Origin of the sequence: Pseudomonas sp. IT-P218 (assembly GCF_949767605.1) — a bacterium.
GTDB lineage: Bacteria > Pseudomonadota > Gammaproteobacteria > Pseudomonadales > Pseudomonadaceae > Aquipseudomonas > Aquipseudomonas putida_AE.
The window spans coordinates 289,029-305,583 of the sequence record NZ_CATKQQ010000066.1; the positions used below are offsets into that span (position 1 = coordinate 289,029).

General features: G+C 60.1%; 18 protein-coding genes. 9 read left to right on the forward strand and 9 right to left on the reverse strand.

The genetic code is table 11. From position 1 onward, the window contains the following. The first annotated feature begins 4 nt into the window (after window positions 1-4). Window positions 5-610 (forward strand): 5-formyltetrahydrofolate cyclo-ligase, encoded by a 606-nt coding sequence (locus ACM6I6_RS25815; protein WP_274073651.1) that lies wholly within the window; start codon window positions 5-7, stop codon window positions 608-610. 35 nt (window positions 611-645) lie between these two features. On the opposite strand, the gene ACM6I6_RS25820 is transcribed toward ACM6I6_RS25815, so the two are convergent. Continuing rightward, window positions 646-801 (reverse strand): hypothetical protein, encoded by a 156-nt coding sequence (locus tag ACM6I6_RS25820; protein WP_274073652.1) that lies wholly within the window; start codon window positions 799-801, stop codon window positions 646-648. Window positions 802-997: 196 nt separating this feature from the next. Here ACM6I6_RS25820 and ACM6I6_RS25825 point away from each other — a divergent pair, with 196 nt between their 5' ends. Further along, a complete protein-coding gene (locus tag ACM6I6_RS25825; RefSeq protein WP_414920890.1) occupies window positions 998-1,450 on the forward strand; it encodes an EVE domain-containing protein in 453 nt (150 codons plus the stop codon). Between the two features lie 140 nt (window positions 1,451-1,590). Here ACM6I6_RS25825 and ACM6I6_RS25830 read toward each other — a convergent pair whose 3' ends face one another. Next, entirely contained in the window at window positions 1,591-1,995 is a 405-nt protein-coding gene (locus tag ACM6I6_RS25830) for a flagellar basal body-associated protein FliL (protein WP_274073654.1), read from the reverse strand. Window positions 1,996-2,145: 150 nt separating this feature from the next. On the opposite strand from ACM6I6_RS25830, the gene ACM6I6_RS25835 reads away from it, so the two are divergent. Next, window positions 2,146-3,123, forward strand: coding sequence for an NADPH:quinone oxidoreductase family protein (locus tag ACM6I6_RS25835; RefSeq protein WP_274073655.1), 978 nt, complete (start codon window positions 2,146-2,148; stop codon window positions 3,121-3,123). 65 nt (window positions 3,124-3,188) lie between these two features. Here ACM6I6_RS25835 and ACM6I6_RS25840 read toward each other — a convergent pair whose 3' ends face one another. Continuing rightward, window positions 3,189-3,803: an energy transducer TonB gene (locus ACM6I6_RS25840; protein WP_323607214.1), complete on the reverse strand. Its 615-nt coding sequence runs from the start codon at window positions 3,801-3,803 to the stop codon at window positions 3,189-3,191. A gap of 328 nt (window positions 3,804-4,131) precedes the next feature. On the opposite strand from ACM6I6_RS25840, the gene glpT reads away from it, so the two are divergent. Beyond that, window positions 4,132-5,481, forward strand: coding sequence for a glycerol-3-phosphate transporter (gene glpT, locus ACM6I6_RS25845; RefSeq protein WP_274073660.1), 1,350 nt, complete (start codon window positions 4,132-4,134; stop codon window positions 5,479-5,481). Here the strand turns inward: glpT and ACM6I6_RS25850 are convergent. The 6 genes from ACM6I6_RS25850 to ACM6I6_RS25875 form a co-directional block, all read right to left on the reverse strand. Beyond that, on the reverse strand, window positions 5,457-6,125 hold the full coding sequence (locus ACM6I6_RS25850) for a gamma-glutamylcyclotransferase (RefSeq protein WP_274073661.1): 669 nt from the start codon (window positions 6,123-6,125) through the stop codon (window positions 5,457-5,459). The two genes, glpT and ACM6I6_RS25850, sit on opposite strands and share 25 nt — an antisense overlap. Window positions 6,126-6,437: 312 nt before the next feature. Then, window positions 6,438-7,406: a CDP-6-deoxy-delta-3,4-glucoseen reductase gene (locus ACM6I6_RS25855; RefSeq protein WP_323607211.1), complete on the reverse strand. Its 969-nt coding sequence runs from the start codon at window positions 7,404-7,406 to the stop codon at window positions 6,438-6,440. Further along, window positions 7,406-8,872, reverse strand: coding sequence for a 4-hydroxy-3-polyprenylbenzoate decarboxylase (ubiD, locus tag ACM6I6_RS25860; RefSeq protein WP_274073663.1), 1,467 nt, complete (start codon window positions 8,870-8,872; stop codon window positions 7,406-7,408). The genes ACM6I6_RS25855 and ubiD overlap by 1 nt, the downstream gene beginning before the upstream one ends. 139 nt (window positions 8,873-9,011) lie before the next feature. Continuing rightward, window positions 9,012-10,271, reverse strand: coding sequence for a transcription termination factor Rho (gene rho / locus ACM6I6_RS25865; protein ID WP_003206716.1), 1,260 nt, complete (start codon window positions 10,269-10,271; stop codon window positions 9,012-9,014). A gap of 248 nt (window positions 10,272-10,519) precedes the next feature. Further along, window positions 10,520-10,849, reverse strand: coding sequence for a thioredoxin TrxA (gene trxA, locus ACM6I6_RS25870; RefSeq protein WP_003206727.1), 330 nt, complete (start codon window positions 10,847-10,849; stop codon window positions 10,520-10,522). A gap of 121 nt (window positions 10,850-10,970) precedes the next feature. Then, window positions 10,971-11,678 (reverse strand): FadR/GntR family transcriptional regulator, encoded by a 708-nt coding sequence (locus tag ACM6I6_RS25875; RefSeq protein WP_414920891.1) that lies wholly within the window; start codon window positions 11,676-11,678, stop codon window positions 10,971-10,973. A gap of 256 nt (window positions 11,679-11,934) precedes the next feature. On the opposite strand from ACM6I6_RS25875, the gene ACM6I6_RS25880 reads away from it, so the two are divergent. From ACM6I6_RS25880 to ppx, 5 genes are all read left to right on the forward strand, one after another. Further along, window positions 11,935-12,720 (forward strand): transporter substrate-binding domain-containing protein, encoded by a 786-nt coding sequence (locus ACM6I6_RS25880; protein WP_323607207.1) that lies wholly within the window; start codon window positions 11,935-11,937, stop codon window positions 12,718-12,720. 22 nt (window positions 12,721-12,742) lie between these two features. After that, a complete protein-coding gene (locus tag ACM6I6_RS25885; RefSeq protein ID WP_274073666.1) occupies window positions 12,743-13,411 on the forward strand; it encodes an amino acid ABC transporter permease in 669 nt (222 codons plus the stop codon). Beyond that, a complete protein-coding gene (locus ACM6I6_RS25890; protein ID WP_406592766.1) occupies window positions 13,408-14,058 on the forward strand; it encodes an amino acid ABC transporter permease in 651 nt (216 codons plus the stop codon). Before ACM6I6_RS25885 ends, ACM6I6_RS25890 begins: the two co-directional genes overlap by 4 nt. Further along, window positions 14,045-14,782, forward strand: a complete 738-nt coding sequence (locus ACM6I6_RS25895; RefSeq protein ID WP_274073668.1) for an amino acid ABC transporter ATP-binding protein — start codon at window positions 14,045-14,047, stop codon at window positions 14,780-14,782. The genes ACM6I6_RS25890 and ACM6I6_RS25895 overlap by 14 nt, the downstream gene beginning before the upstream one ends. A 208-nt stretch (window positions 14,783-14,990) precedes the next feature. Continuing rightward, window positions 14,991-16,493 carry an exopolyphosphatase gene (ppx, locus tag ACM6I6_RS25900; protein ID WP_274073869.1) on the forward strand — a complete coding sequence of 501 codons (1,503 nt, stop codon included), beginning with the start codon at window positions 14,991-14,993 and terminating at the stop codon, window positions 16,491-16,493. Window positions 16,494-16,555 lie beyond the last annotated feature (62 nt).

Consider the following 16,555-nt stretch of genomic DNA (forward strand, 5'->3'; position numbering starts at 1 on the left):
ATCCATGACCGAACCTGCGCTGCTCCCTCGCCCGCAACTTCGACGCATGTTGCGCAAGGCCCGCCGCGCACTGACGCCCTGTCAGCAACGCCAGGCGGCCCGCGGGCTGTACAAGCAATTGGCCCAGCAACCGCTGTTTCGCCGCGCCAGGCACATCTCCCTTTATCTGCCCACTGACGGTGAAATCGATCCGCGCCTGCTGCTGCGTGCGGCTCAACGTCGGGGCAAGGCCACCTATCTACCGGTGCTCAGCGCCTGGCCGCGCACCAAGATGGTGTTCCAGCGGATTCGCCCCGGCGAAAAACTCAGGCTCAATCGCTTCCGTATCCTGGAACCCAGGCACAACCTCGCCCGGCAACGTAAAGTCTGGGCGCTGGATCTGGTGCTGCTGCCATTGGTGGGGTTTGACGATGTCGGCGGGCGCCTGGGCATGGGCGGCGGCTTCTATGATCGCAGCCTGGCCTACCTGGCGCGCCGTAATGACTGGCGCAAGCCGACGTTGCTGGGACTGGCCCACGAATGTCAGAAGGTCGAGCGACTGGCTCAGGCGAGCTGGGATGTGCCGTTGCAGGGAACGGTGACGGACAAGGCCTGGTATTACGCAGGCTAGACGCTACCGGATTCAGCGGCGTCGAAAAGCGCGGATCAGCGTTTGAAGGCTGTCGACTGTTGCTGCAATGACGAGATTTCGACCGGTGCATCGTTCTTGTTGACCCACAGGCTTTGGGCATAGCCAGTGGTCACGACGCCGAGGCCGAACAAAATAACCAAAATCCATAGTAAATCCGGTTTGCGTTTCATCGATTGCCCCCCAAAGGCATATCAACACGATGACAGCAGCGGTTTCCGTTTGTTGGCCGTGCAGCAGCGTCAAGCTTGAAAGGCCGGCATTTTGCGACAACGTGAACCGGCACGCAAATGCTGGCGTCAACCGACTGTCGGTTTGTCATAAAATTGCCCGACAACCTCTCCACCCACTTCGCAAGGAGCCAGAACCATGGCCTTTTGGCTGATGAAGTCCGAGCCCGACGAGCTCTCGATCAAAGATTTGGAAAAGCTCGGCAAAGCGCGCTGGGACGGGGTTCGCAACTATCAGGCGCGTAACTTTTTGCGGGCCATGGCGGTGGGGGACGCGTTCTTTTTCTATCACTCGAGCTGCCCGGAGCCGGGGATTGCTGGCATCGGCAAGATTGTCGAAGCCGCGTATCCCGACCCGACGGCGCTCGAGCCTGAGAGCCACTACTACGATCCAAAGGCAACGGCAGAAAAAAACGCCTGGAGCGCGATTGATGTCGCGCATGTCGAGACGTTTTCCCGGGTGTTGAAACTCGATTATCTGAAGCAGCAGACGGCGCTGGCCGAGATGCCGCTGGTGCAGAAGGGCTCGCGGCTGTCGGTGATGCCGGTGACAGAGGAGCAGTGGGCGGCGGTGATTGCGCTCAAGCCGTAATATTTGCAGCGACTCTGCGAATGCCTTCGCTGGCAAGCCAGCTCCTACAGGGTTCTGTGGTGAATGCAGGATTGTGATTCACCACAAACCTTGTAGGAGCTGGCTTGCCAGCGAAGAGGCCGGTAAAGGCGCTGCAAAACTTATTGGATGATCAGGTTGTTGAACAACAAATCCTCAACCACCGGCTTGCCCGTTTCATCATTCATGATCTGCTGGGTTTGCTTCAAGGCTTCCTGACGCAGCTTTTCCTTGGCCTCGACATTGTTCATCGTCTCGCTGGACTGCTGGGCAAACAACGCCACCAGTTGATTGCGAATCAGCGGCTCGTTGGCCTTCACCGCCTTGGTGGCCTCGTCCCCCGTCACACGCAAGGCTACATCGGCCTTGTAGACCTTGAGCTTGGGCGTGCCATCCAACCCGTAGTTGCCCACGAACGGCGGGCTCAAGGTGACGTAATTGACCTTCGGCGCCACCTCTTCCTTTTCCTCGGCCACCGCTGCCACAGGTAGGGACAGGGCCAGCAACAACATGATCCACGCTTTCACAATTCGCTCCTTATCCGGTTTGCGCCCCAGCATAACCACCCGCCACGCCAACACAAGCTTATGGCTGACTATCAGGCCCGGGCATGCTCGTTGACCCGTCGACTTACACACCTACACTTATCGGCCATCACTCCAAAAGGAATAGCCCTGATGAAAGCCGTGCTGTGCAAAGCCTTCGGTCCTGCCGAATCGCTGGTGCTGGAAGACGTCGCCAGTCCTGTCGCGAAGAAGAACGAAATCCTGCTGGAGGTACACGCCGCCGGGGTGAACTTCCCCGACACGCTGATCATCGAGGGCAAGTACCAGTTCAAGCCGCCCTTCCCTTTTTCCCCGGGCGGTGAAGCCGCAGGCATCGTCAGCGAAGTGGGCGAAAAGGTCAGCCACCTGAAAGTCGGCGACCGGGTCATGGCCCTGACCGGCTGGGGCAGTTTTGCCGAACAGGTCGCAGTGCCCGGCTACAACGTATTGCCGATCCCGCCCTCCATGGACTTCAACACCGCCGCCGCCTTCAGCATGACCTACGGCACCTCGATGCACGCCCTCAAGCAACGCGGCAACCTGCAACCCGGCGAAACCCTGCTGGTACTGGGCGCCTCCGGCGGTGTCGGCCTGGCGGCAGTGGAAATCGGCAAGGCCATGGGCGCCCGGGTGATCGCCGCGGCCAGCAGCGCGGAAAAACTCGCCGTGGCCAAGGCTGCGGGCGCCGATGAACTGATCAACTACAGCGAAACCAGCCTCAAGGACGAAATCAAGCGCCTGACCGACGGCCAGGGCGCCGACGTGATCTACGACCCGGTGGGTGGCGACCTGTTCGACCAGGCCATCCGCGCCATCGCCTGGAACGGCCGCCTGCTGGTGGTCGGTTTCGCAAGCGGGCGCATTCCCGAACTGCCGGTGAACCTGGCACTGCTCAAGGGTGCAGCGGTATTGGGCGTATTCTGGGGCTCGTTTGCCCAGCGCCAGCCCCAGGACAACGCCGCGAACTTCCAGCAATTGTTTGGCTGGTTTGCAGAGGGCAAGTTGAAGCCGCTGGTGTCGCAGGTGTATCCGTTGAGCAATGCGGCGCAGGCCATCAATGATCTTGGCCAGCGCAAGGCGGTCGGGAAGGTGGTGGTGCAGGTTCGCTGAATCAGCGCATGATAAAAAAGGCCAGAACAACTGACATGGTTCTTCTGGTCCTTTCGTTTATATGCCTAAAGCAATTTGCGAATGTCCTCCGGCAAAAACCTCGCGTACCTGGAAACAGGTCTGTTCATGCATTGCCTGACAATCACCGGCACCTTCCTGTTCAGCTGGGCTATCAGCGCAAGACGTCGCTCATTGCTCAGCGTTGTCGTAGAAAACGCGTTCGACAGGTAAGCACGGGTATAGTGAAACGCGGCGACATCCCCCCAGGCATGATCCGGGGTACGAACAGTTCTTTCGTTGAGATCCCGACATTTCAATTCCTTAAGCCATTTGTTGAGGTCAATTGGCAGCGCTGAATCGTATCTGAAGATCATCGGTGCTATCACTTCCTGCTCCGCTGGTTTGTCACCCTCGACCGTCCACGGCTTGAATCGCCATTGCTCAATCGCCACTCTGGTCGCCTCAGCGAGATCGGGATGGTCGCTTTGCAAAATGCTCACCTTGCTGACCGATCCATCGGCATTGACCATAAATCTGACCCGAACATCACCAATGATCCCGGCCCGTTGAAGTGCCGGCGGGTAAATCGGCTTCGGGTTATTGTCCGGTATCAGGAAAACCTCCCCGGCCAGGATTTCGCCAGACATCACCAGCATGAGCATCAACACAAACCACCGCATAAACCTTCCCCCTCACACCTGAAATGCCATGTCTGGCAGTAGGACCAAGGGTAGAGATGCAGGGTTTTAAGCTGAAGGTCATGGTGTCTGGTAGTAACGCAGGACATTTCCCAAAAACCTGCCCTATTCCTGGCAAATCAGGCTTATCGAAACGCCAAGAGTAATTATTCCTACACCGCCCTTCATTTACACCTGAGCGACATGTTCATAAAGGAACGCTCGAATTCCAACATTTACGCTGTTTTGCCGATGCGAACCGATGCTATTTTCGGTAACGAAACTGTAACATTCGCATCCGCAGTCAAAACAAGAAATTTGGAGCTCTTGAATGTTTGCTTTCTTTCGTCCTGCCACGCATCAGGCTCCCCTGCCTGAAGAAAAAATAGACAGCACCTACCGACGCCTGCGCTGGCAGATCTTCGCCGGTATCTTTATCGGTTACGCCGGTTACTACCTGCTGCGTAAAAACTTCTCCCTGGCCATGCCTTATCTGATCGAAGAGGGCTACACCCGTGGAGAACTGGGGGTGGCGTTGTCGGCGATTGCCATCGCCTACGGCTTGTCCAAGTTCCTGATGGGTATCGTTTCCGACCGTTCCAACCCGCGTTACTTCCTGCCGTTCGGCCTGGTGGTCTCGGCGGCGGTGATGTTCACGTTCGGTTTTGCCCATTGGGCGACGTCCAGTGTGACCATCATGTTCGTCCTGCTGTTCATCAATGGCTGGGCGCAGGGTATGGGCTGGCCGCCGAGCGGGCGGACCATGGTGCACTGGTGGTCGCAGAAGGAACGCGGTGGCGTGGTGTCCCTGTGGAACGTGGCGCACAACGTCGGTGGCGGTCTGATCGGCCCGCTGTTCCTGATCGGCATGGGCCTGTTCAACGACTGGCACGCGGCGTTTTATGTGCCGGCGGCGGTGGCCATGGCCGTGGCGGTGTTTGCCTTCATTACCATGCGCGACACCCCGCAATCGGTCGGCCTGCCACCGATCGAGAAGTACAAGAACGATTACCCGGAAGGCTACGACGCCAGCCACGAAGAAGAATTCAGCGCCAAGGAAATCTTCGTCAAATACGTGCTGCGCAACAAAATGCTCTGGTACATCGCCCTGGCCAACGTCTTCGTCTACCTGCTGCGCTACGGCGTGCTGGACTGGGCGCCGACCTATCTCAAGGAAGCCAAGGGTTTCACCGTGGACAAGACGTCCTGGGCATACTTCTTCTACGAGTGGGCCGGTATTCCTGGCACGCTGCTGTGCGGCTGGATGTCGGACAAGATCTTCCGTGGCAACCGTGGCCTGACCGGCATGGTGTTCATGGCATTGGTGACCGTGGCGACGCTGGTGTACTGGCTCAACCCGGCGGGTAACCCGACGGTTGACATGATTGCGCTGGTGTCCATCGGCTTCCTGATCTACGGGCCGGTGATGTTGATCGGTTTGCAGGCGCTGGAACTGGCACCGAAGAAAGCCGCCGGCACAGCCGCGGGCTTCACCGGTCTGTTCGGGTACCTGGGGGGATCGGTCGCGGCCAGTGCAGCGATGGGCTACACCGTGGACCATTTCGGCTGGGACGGCGGTTTCGTCCTGCTGATCGGTGCCTGCCTGCTGGCGATGGCCTTCCTTGCGCCGACGTTGTGGCACAAGCAGGTCGCCAGTCAGAGCCGCGAAGCACTCGCTTGATCGTCCTTTGACTTGCAGCGCTTGAGCCGCGCCTCCAGATTCCGGTCTGGCATGGCGTGGCTACGCAGGGCGTGGGCGGTCTGCTCGACATAATCGCGAGTGGTGCCGTAACGCCCGCAAGCGTTTTCGAACACGTGGCTCAGCACGTGATCCGGCAGGTTGCCAGCGTAGCTGGGCAGATGCCGCTCCAGAACGAATCCCAACGCCTGAACCTGGTTGCCGTCTTCTAGTCGGCAGTTGAGCCAGTGCGGGCGATAGGACGGGAATGGCATTTCTCTTTTCCACAGCGCATACAGCGAAGCGTCCAGTTGCTCTTCCGGCAAGCGGTAGGCGAACCCGCTGCAGGAGCCGCCGCGATCCAGGCCAAACACCAGGCCGGGCATTTCCGGCGTGCCGCGATGTTCGTGGGACCACAGGTACAAACCACGATGGTAGCCATGCACGCGACCGCGAACCCGCTCCACCGCCGTGCACTCCGGTCGCCAGATCAGTGAGCCGTAGGCGAACAGCCACACCGGGCCGCCCTTGTGGCGAGCCATGGTCGACTGCATCGAGCTGAGCAATTGTTCGTGCGTGAGCTGCGGCCCCAGATCGAGCCGCGGAGGGTAAGCCAGGTTCAAGATCGAAGATTCAATGGCGCTCATGGCGAATAGCGTTCAGCTCCCCGCGAGTTAAGAGTTACTTAATAGAACGCACCGCTGTAACAATAAGGCACATATGTTTTTCAAAGCAATTCAAGTGCCATGGCACTGTTGTTAATTAATTACCTGAACACAATATAACCTACCGGCATTTATACGATTTTATAAATACCGATAAGCTATATATGGGGTTATAACCTGTAGGAGCGAGCTTGCTCGCGATGGACTCAAGAGCGCCGCGGGCATCCTGACTGCCCGCGTAATCGTTAACGACCATCGCGAGCAAGCTCGCTCCTACAGTGTGGTGGGACAGAATCAGGATCGTGGCGCGTACGCAAATACGTCGGCGCGCATCTGGTGAGCGTCCATTCCTGCCTCGACCAGCGCGTCCAGGGTGCCGTAGACCATGGCAGGCGAGCCACTGGCATAGACATGCAGGGCCTTGAGGTCGGGGAAGTCTTCGCAGACCGCTTCATGCAACATGCCGCAGCGCCCCTGCCAGCCGCATTGGTCGCTGACGACTTTATGCAGGAACAGGTTGGGCAGTTTCAGCCACTCATCCCAATGTTCGATTTCATAAAAGTCCTCAGGACGACGCACTCCCCAGTACAAGTGCACCGGGTGCTTGAAGCCTTCGGCGCGGCAATGTTCGATCAAGCCATGAACCTGGCCCATCCCGGTGCCCGCCGCAATCAGCACCAGCGGACCGTCCGGCAACTCGGCCAGGTGCGCATCACCGAACGGCATGTCGATACGCACCATCGTGTTGCGTTGCAGTTGCTCGATCAGGCTGAGCGCACTGGGTTCGCGCGCCAGCACGTGGATTTCCAGGTCTCGCCCGCCGGAGGGTGCCGAGGCCAGGGAGAAGGACGACTTGTCGCCGTTGTCACGATGGATCATCAGGTATTGGCCCGCGTGATAACGCGGTGGCTTGCCGGCAGGAGCCCGCAGCCGCACCCGCCAGGTATCGCCACCAACCTCGGTGCAACTGGTGACCTGACACGACAGACTGCGCACCGGCAATTCTCCCAGCGCGAGCACGCCATCCCACAGCACGATGCAGTCTTCCAGCGGCTCTGCAATGCAAGTGTAGAACTCGCCATGGTCGCGCACGAGACCTGCCTGCTCGACGCGGCCTTCCACCAGCAGCGCGGCGCACACGTGGCAGTTACCGTTGCGACAGCTTTGCGGGCATTCATAGCCCAGGCGGCGTGCGCCATCGAGAATCCGCTCGCCGGGCAAGATATCCAGTACTGCGCCGGAGGGCTGCAAGGTTACACGCATCAATCTATTCCTAACTGATTCCAGATGGCATCGATCCGTTGGGTCACGGCGTCGTCCTTGACGATTACACGGCCCCACTCACGCGTGGTTTCACCCGGCCATTTATGCGTGGCATCGAGCCCCATCTTCGAACCCAGGCCGGAAACCGGCGAGGCGAAGTCCAGGTAGTCGATCGGTGTGTTCTCGATCATCACCGTGTCGCGCTTGGGGTCCATGCGCGTGGTGATGGCCCAGATCACGTCGTTCCAGTCCCGCGCGTTGATATCGTCGTCAGTGACGATAACGAACTTGGTGTACATGAACTGTCGCAAAAACGACCAGACACCGAGCATTACCCGCTTGGCATGCCCCGGGTACGACTTCTTCATGGTCACGACGGCCATGCGGTACGAACAGCCCTCGGGTGGCAGGTAGAAGTCGGTGATCTCCGGGAACTGCTTCTGCAGGATCGGCACGAAAACTTCGTTCAGCGCCACACCCAGGATCGCCGGCTCATCCGGTGGACGACCAGTGTAGGTGCTGTGGTAAATCGGCTTGATCCGGTGAGTAATGCGCTCGACGGTAAACACCGGGAAGCTGTCGACTTCGTTGTAGTAGCCGGTGTGGTCGCCGTACGGCCCTTCATCGGCCATCTCGCCCGGGTGAATCACCCCTTCAAGGATGATTTCGGCGGTGGCCGGCACTTGCAGGTCGTTGCCGCGGCACTTGACCAGTTCGGTCCGGTTGCCGCGCAGCAGGCCGGCAAAGGCGTATTCGGAAAGACTGTCTGGCACCGGGGTCACGGCACCGAGGATGGTCGCCGGGTCAGCCCCCAGCGCCACGGCCACCGGGAACGGCTGGCCAGGGTGCTTCTCGCACCATTCACGATAATCCAGCGCGCCGCCACGGTGGCTGAGCCAGCGCATGATGACCTTGTTGCGGCCAATCACTTGCTGACGGTAGATACCGAGGTTCTGCCGGTCCTTGTTCGGCCCCTTGGTGACCGTCAGGCCCCAGGTGATCAGCGGGGCAACGTCGCCTGGCCAGCAGGTCTGCACGGGCAAGGTCGACAGGTCGACGTCGTCGCCTTCGACCACCACTTCCTGGCAGATCGCGTCTTTGACGACCTTGGGCGCCATGGAGATGATCTTGCGGAAGATCGGCAGCTTGGACCAGGCGTCTTTCAGCCCCTTCGGCGGCTCGGGTTCCTTGAGGAACGCCAGCAACTTGCCGATTTCACGCAGCTCGCTGACCGCTTCGGCGCCCATGCCCAACGCTACGCGCTCGGGGGTACCGAACAGGTTGCCGAGCACGGGAATGTCAAAACCGGTAGGTTTTTCGAATAGCAGGGCCGGGCCCTTGGCGCGCAAGGTGCGATCGCACACCTCGGTCATTTCGAGCACTGGGGACACCGGAACCTGGATGCGCTTGAGTTCGCCGCGCTGTTCCAGGCCGCTGATAAAGTCGCGCAAGTCGCGATACTGCATGCGTGAGCCTCGTATTGGCCGTGGCGTTCGGGGTGGGCAGTTTAGCGCCGAACCCCTCTATTCAGAACCACGAACTGGCGGTTCATCAAAAATCAGATAGCAAAAAGCCGGGTTTCCCCGGCTTCTTGGCCCGTTCGACTTACTTGCGTTTCATCGACAGGAAGAACTCATCGTTGGTCTTGGTCGTTTTCAGCTTGTCGACCAGGAACTCGATGGCAGCGACTTCATCCATCGGATGCAGCAGCTTGCGCAGGATCCACATGCGCTGCAACTCGTCGTCGGCCGTCAGCAACTCTTCGCGGCGAGTACCGGAACGGTTGATGTTGATGGCCGGGAATACGCGCTTTTCAGCGATGCGACGGTCCAGAGGCAGTTCCATGTTGCCGGTGCCTTTGAATTCCTCGTAGATCACTTCGTCCATCTTCGAGCCGGTTTCAACCAGCGCGGTGGCGATGATGGTCAGCGAGCCGCCTTCTTCGATGTTCCGCGCGGCGCCGAAGAAACGTTTCGGTTTCTCCAGGGCGTGGGCATCGACACCACCGGTCAGTACCTTGCCGGAGCTCGGGATCACGGTGTTGTAGGCACGGGCCAGACGGGTGATGGAGTCGAGCAGGATCACCACGTCCTTCTTGTGTTCGACCAGGCGCTTGGCCTTCTCGATCACCATTTCGGCAACCTGCACGTGGCGGGTTGGCGGCTCGTCGAACGTCGAGGCAACCACTTCGCCGCGCACGGTGCGCTGCATTTCGGTTACTTCTTCCGGACGTTCGTCGATCAGCAGCACGATCAGATGAACTTCAGGATTGTTACGGGCGATGTTCGCGGCGATGTTCTGCAGCATGATCGTCTTACCGGCTTTCGGCGGTGCAACGATCAGACCGCGCTGGCCTTTACCGATCGGGGCGCACAGGTCGATGACTCGACCGGTCAAGTCTTCGGTGGAACCGTTACCGGCTTCCATCTTCATGCGCACGGTCGGGAACAGCGGGGTCAGGTTCTCGAAGAGAATCTTGTTTTTCGCGTTTTCCGGACGGTCGAAGTTGATCGTGTCGACCTTGAGCAGCGCGAAATAACGCTCGCCTTCCTTCGGAGGGCGGATCTTGCCAACGATGGTGTCACCGGTGCGCAAGTTGAAGCGACGGATCTGGCTCGGCGAGACGTAGATATCGTCAGGGCCGGCAAGATAGGAGGCGTCTGCAGAGCGGAGGAAGCCGAAGCCGTCCTGGAGAATCTCCAGCACGCCATCACCGGAGATTTCCTCGCCGCTTTTCGCGTGCTTTTTCAGCAGGGAGAAAATCACGTCCTGCTTGCGCGAACGGGCCATATTTTCTATGCCCATCTGTTCGGCCAATTCGAGCAGTTCGGTAATCGGCTTTTGCTTGAGTTCAGTCAGATTCATATAGGAATGACGTAATCATTTATGGAGGGGGGAAATTAAGCTTTTGGCTTAATGAGGCCGCGCCGCGGAGAAGGCGACAGGATCGCGTACTTATTCGAAAAGGAGAGCGTCGGCGACGGCTAGCAGGGGGCACTGGAGAAACCAGCGCGGGGCCGAATGTAACACCTGAGTTTCGGAGCGTCTAGCCCTTCACAACGAAAAAAGCCCCGCTATTTGCGGGGCCTTTTTCTGACAGGCTGCTACGACGCTTAAATGTTGGCGTCGAGGAAAGCTGCCAGCTGCGACTTCGACAGTGCGCCGACCTTGGTCGCTTCAACGTTGCCGTTCTTGAACAGCATCAGCGTCGGGATACCACGCACGCCGTGCTTGGCGGGGGTTTCCTGGTTTTCGTCAATGTTCAGTTTGGCAACGGTCAGCTTGCCTTTGTAGGTCTCGGCAATTTCGTCCAGGACAGGAGCGATCATTTTGCAAGGGCCGCACCATTCAGCCCAGTAGTCGACCAGTACAGCGCCTTCAGCCTTGAGTACGTCGGCCTCGAAGCTAGCGTCGCTAACGTGTTTGATAAGATCGCTGCTCATGGAATTCTCCAGGGTTGTAAGCAAAAAAACGTGGCCCATCATAGCCGCCCTTCCCCCGTTCAGGAAGGTGCAGATGATTGAGTCTCGCTATGGTGTTACATGAGTTTGGGTATAGCTCAGGTCACGCGGTGGCGGGAGCGACGAAGACGATTCCGGTACGCAGGGCCGCGTTGCGCACATGTTCGTGCATGGCCTTTTGCGCGGCCCCCGAGGCCCGGCGCGCCAGTGCGCGAAGGATTTTGCGGTGTTCCTGCCAGGTTTCCATGGCCCGTTCGGCCCGGATGAACGGTAGCTTCTGGCTCTCCAGGAAGATGTCGGCGCTGGCCGTCAGGATGCTCAGCATCGCCTGATTGCCGCTGGCCAACAGGATTCGACGGTGGAATTCGAAGTCCAGCCGCGCCGCCGCTTCAAAGTCGCCGGACTTCAGATCGTTGCGCATGGCAGCGACGTTGTCTTCCAGCGCATCGAGTTCATCGGTACTCAAGGTAACGGCCGCCAGCCCCGCCGCGAATCCCTCCAGCGCATACCGCAACTGGAAGATATCCAAGGGCGAAGCCTGTGCCGCGAACGGCCAACCGGGCGCGGCCTCGCCTCGCGGCAACTCCACCGGCGACTGCACGAACACCCCTTTACCCGGCTGGATACTGATCACACCCAGGGCACTGAGCGATGACAGTGCCTCGCGCAGCGACGCCCGGCTGACCCCCAATTGCACGGCCAGGTCCCGCTGCGAGGGCAAGACATCCCCCGGCACGAACCCCTGTTCGGTGATCAGTTTGCGGATGGCTTGCAGCGCCACTTCAGGTACGGCGCGGGAGATCGAATTCATGGTTTTCCACTAGAACCAGGCCAATGTGCGATCAGTTGTAAAGCTATTCGCCGCGCCCGGCAAGTCGTGCCCCATGGGGGTTCGGCAACGTTAACGGCTGCGCCATCGGGGTGCGAAACGCCACCGGACTGTTCAGACCAGTAAGACCGTGCAACGCCAACAAAACCGAGGCCTGGCGCCCGGAAAACGCCATGTTGGCATGGCCCGTGCTCTGTCGATCCGCAGAAATCACTTCTCGAAGATCCGGAGACTTGCCATGACCCAGCGTTACAGCGCCCTCCTCGCTGCCTTGTTCGCCAGCCTCGTGCTGAGCCAGGCACCCGCCCATGCCGACGCCCTGGAAGATGTGGTCCAGCGCGGCGTCCTCAAGGTCGCCGTGCCCCAGGATTTCCCGCCCTTTGGCTCGGTCGGCCCGGACATGAAACCGCGCGGCCTCGACATCGACACCGCCAAACTGCTGGCCGAACAGCTCAAGGTCAAACTCGAACTGACCCCGGTCAACAGCACCAACCGCATCCCGTTCCTGACCACCGGCAAGGTCGACCTGGTGATCTCCAGCCTGGGTAAAAACCCGGAGCGGGAAAAAGTCATCGATTTCTCCCGCGCCTACGCCCCCTTTTACCTCGCCGTGTTCGGGCCGCCAGACGCCGACATCAAAAGCCTGGACGACCTCAAGGGCAAGACCATCAGCGTCACCCGTGGCGCCATCGAAGACATCGAGCTGACCAAGGTCGCCCCCGAAGGCGTGACCATCAAGCGCTTCGAAGACAACAACTCGACCATCGCTGCCTATCTGGCGGGGCAAGTGGACCTGATCGCCAGCGGCAACGTGGTGATGGTCGCCATCAGCGAGAAGAGCCCGAAACGCGTGCCGGCGCTGAAAGTGAAGCTCAAGGACTCGCCGGTCTACGTCGGCGTGAACAAGAACGAGCCGGCGTTGCTGGACAAGGTCAACCAGATCCTCGTCACCGCCAAGAGCGACGGCGCGCTGGAGAAGAACGCCCTGACCTGGCTGAAAGAACCGCTGCCGGCCGACCTCTGATCCGGCGCGCAGGAGACACTTCATGGCTTATCAGTTCGATTTCTTGCCGGTGGTGCACAACACCGATTTGCTGCTGCGCGGTGCGCTGTTCACCCTTGAGCTGACGGCCATCGGCGCGGTGCTGGGGGTGGGCCTGGGCATCGTCGGGGCGCTGGTGCGGGCGTGGAATATCCGCCCCTTCGCCGGGATTTTCGCGGTCTACGTCGAGTTGATCCGCAATACACCGTTCCTGGTGCAATTGTTTTTCATCTTCTTCGGCCTGCCGTCGCTGGGTGTGCAGATTTCCGAATGGCAGGCCGCCGTGCTGGCGATGGTGATCAACCTGGGAGCCTACTCGACCGAGATCATCCGTGCCGGCATCCAGGCGATCCCGCGCGGCCAACTGGAGGCTGCGGCGGCACTGGCCATGACGCGCTTCGAGGCGTTCCGCCACGTGGTGCTGCTGCCGGCACTGGGCAAGGTCTGGCCGGCCCTGAGCAGCCAGATCATCATCGTCATGCTCGGCTCGGCGGTCTGCTCGCAGATCGCCACCGAAGAGCTGAGCTTCGCCGCCAACTTCATCCAGTCGCGCAACTTCCGCGCCTTTGAAACCTATGCCCTGACCACGCTGCTCTATCTGTGCATGGCCTTGTTGATCCGCCAGCTGCTGAACTGGATCGGCCAGCGATTCATCGCGAGGAGCACTCGATGAGCGATTTCACCTTCTGGGACATCGTGCGCAACCTGCTCATGGGCCTGCAATGGACGCTGGCGCTGTCGCTGGTGGCGTTCCTTGGCGGCGGGCTGATCGGCTTGCTGGTCATGGTGATGCGCATCTCGAACAAGCCCCTGCCGCGCAGAGTTGCTCGCACCTACATCGAACTGTTCCAGGGCACGCCGCTGTTGATGCAGCTGTTCCTGGTGTTCTTCGGCGTCGCGCTGGCCGGGGTAGAGATATCGCCCTGGGCCGCGGCAGCCATCGCCTTGACGTTGTTCACCAGCGCCTACCTGGCGGAGATCTGGCGGGGTTGCGTCGAGTCGATCCCCAACGGCCAGTGGGAAGCCTCGTCGAGCCTGGCGCTGAACCCGCTGGAGCAACTGCGCTACGTGATCCTGCCGCAAGCGTTGCGCATTGCCGTGGCGCCGACCGTGGGTTTCTCGGTGCAAGTGGTCAAGGGCACCGCCGTGACCTCGATCATCGGCTTCACCGAACTGACCAAGACCGGCGGCATGTTGGCCAATGCCACCTTCGAGCCCTTCATGGTCTACGGCCTGGTCGCCCTCGGCTACTTCCTGCTCTGCTACCCCTTGTCCCTCAGTGCGCGCTACCTGGAAAGGAGACTGCATGCCTCTGCTTAGAATTTCCGCCCTGCATAAATACTACGGCGACCACCATGTGCTCAAAGGCATCGACCTGAGTGTCGAACAAGGCCAGGTGGTGGCAATCATCGGCCGCAGCGGGTCGGGCAAGTCGACCCTGCTGCGCACCCTCAACGGCCTGGAATCGATCAACGATGGCGTCATCGAAGTCGACGGCGAATACCTCGACGCCGCCCGCGCCGACCTGCGCAGCCTGAGGCAGAAGGTCGGGATGGTGTTCCAGCAGTTCAACCTGTTCCCGCACCTGACGGTTGGCGAAAACGTGATGCTGGCGCCACAGGTGGTGCAGAAAGTACCGAAAGCCAAGGCGGCCGAACTGGCCCGGGAGATGCTGGAACGCGTAGGCCTGGGGGAGAAATTCGATGCCTTCCCGGATCGGCTGTCCGGCGGGCAGCAACAGCGCGTGGCGATTGCCCGTGCGCTGGCGATGTCGCCCAAGGTGTTGCTGTGCGACGAAATCACCTCGGCGCTGGACCCGGAGCTGGTCAACGAAGTGCTGAGCGTGGTTCGGCAGCTGGCCAGGGAAGGCATGACCTTGATCATGGTGACCCATGAGATGCGTTTTGCCCGGGAGGTTGGGGACAAGTTGGTGTTCATGCATCAGGGGCTGGTGCATGAGGTGGGTGATCCGAAAGAGTTGTTTGCCAATCCGCAGACTGTGGAGCTGGCGAATTTCATTGGCACGGTGGAAGCGGCAGTCTGATGGAAATTTAGTGCCTGTGAGGCCGCATTCGCGAGCAAGCCCGCTCCCACAGGGTTCTCTGCCGGAGCACAATGGTGTGTTCGACGCAAAAAACCTGTAGGAGCGGGCTTGCCCGCGAAGAGGCCATTTGCATCGCCGCAACGCCTACGCGTTGGCGCCAGCCTTTGATCGTGGCACGATGTCGAGGTTATCGACCGAGACCCTGACCATGCCGCAATCCCAAGCCAAGAATCTGTCCCTGATCGCCGCTATCGACCTGGGCTCCAACAGCTTTCACATGGTCGTGGCCAAGGCCCAGAACGGTGAAATCCGTATTCTCGAACGTCTCGGGGAGAAGGTTCAGCTGGCCGCCGGTATCGATGAAGAGCGCAAGCTCAGCGAAGAATCCATGCAGCGCGGGCTCGATTGCCTCAAGCGCTTCGCCCAACTGATCAACGGTATGCCCACCGGCGCCGTGCGGATCGTCGGCACCAACGCCCTGCGTGAAGCCCGCAACCGCAACGAATTCATCCACCGCGCCGAAGAAATCCTCGGTCACCCGGTGGAAGTCATCTCCGGCCGTGAAGAAGCGCGCCTGATTTATCTGGGCGTGTCCCACACCCTCGCCGACACCCCGGGCAAACGCCTGGTGGCCGACATCGGCGGCGGCAGTACCGAATTCATCATCGGGCAGAGATTCGAGCCATTGTTGCGCGAAAGCCTGCAGATGGGTTGCGTCAGCTACACCCAGCGCTATTTCAAGGACGGCAAGATCACCCCCGCCCGTTACGCCCAGGCGTACACCGCGGCGCGGCTGGAGATCATGAGCATCGAGCACGCCCTGCACCGCCTGACCTGGGATGAAGCCATCGGCTCCTCGGGCACCATCCGCGCCATCGGCCTGGCGCTGAAGGCCGGTGGCCACGGCAGCGGCGAGGTCAACGCCCAGGGCCTGGCCTGGCTCAAGCGCAAGCTGATCAAGCTGGGCGACGTCGACAAGATCGACTTCGAAGGCATCAAGCCGGACCGCCGGGCGATTTTCCCGGCAGGCCTGGCCATTCTCGAAGCCATCTTCGATTCCCTGGAATTGCAGCGCATGGACCACTGTGAAGGCGCACTACGAGAAGGCGTGCTCTATGACCTGCTGGGTCGCCATCATCACGAAGACGTGCGTGAGCGCACCCTGACCTCGCTGATGGAGCGTTACCACGTCGACCTGGAACAGGCGGTGCGGGTCGAACGCAAGGCCCTGCATGCCTTCGACCAGGTGGCCAGGGACTGGGACCTGGAAGACGGCGTCTGGCGCGAACTGCTCGGCTGGGCGGCCAAGGTGCATGAAGTGGGCCTGGACATCGCTCACTACCAGTATCACAAGCACGGCGCCTACCTGATCGAACACTCGGACCTCGCTGGCTTCTCCCGCGAAGACCAACTGATGCTCGCGCTGCTGGTACGCGGTCACCGCCGCAACATCCCCAAGGACAAGTTTGCCGAGTTTGGCAACGACGGCACCAAGCTGATTCGCCTGTGCGTGCTGCTGCGCTTCGCGATCCTGTTCCATCACATCCGCGGCACTCAGCAGATGCCCCAGGTGGAATTGAATGCCAATGGCAACAGCCTGGAAGTGGTGTTCCCGGAAAACTGGCTGGATGAGAACCAACTGACCCAGGCGGATTTCGAAATTGAAGCGCAGTGGCTGACGCGGGTGGATATCGTCCTTACCGCGCGCTGAAACCCCTGTAGGAGCGAGCTTGCTCGCGATGGACGTGAACGATAATGCGTGCGGCCTGAATA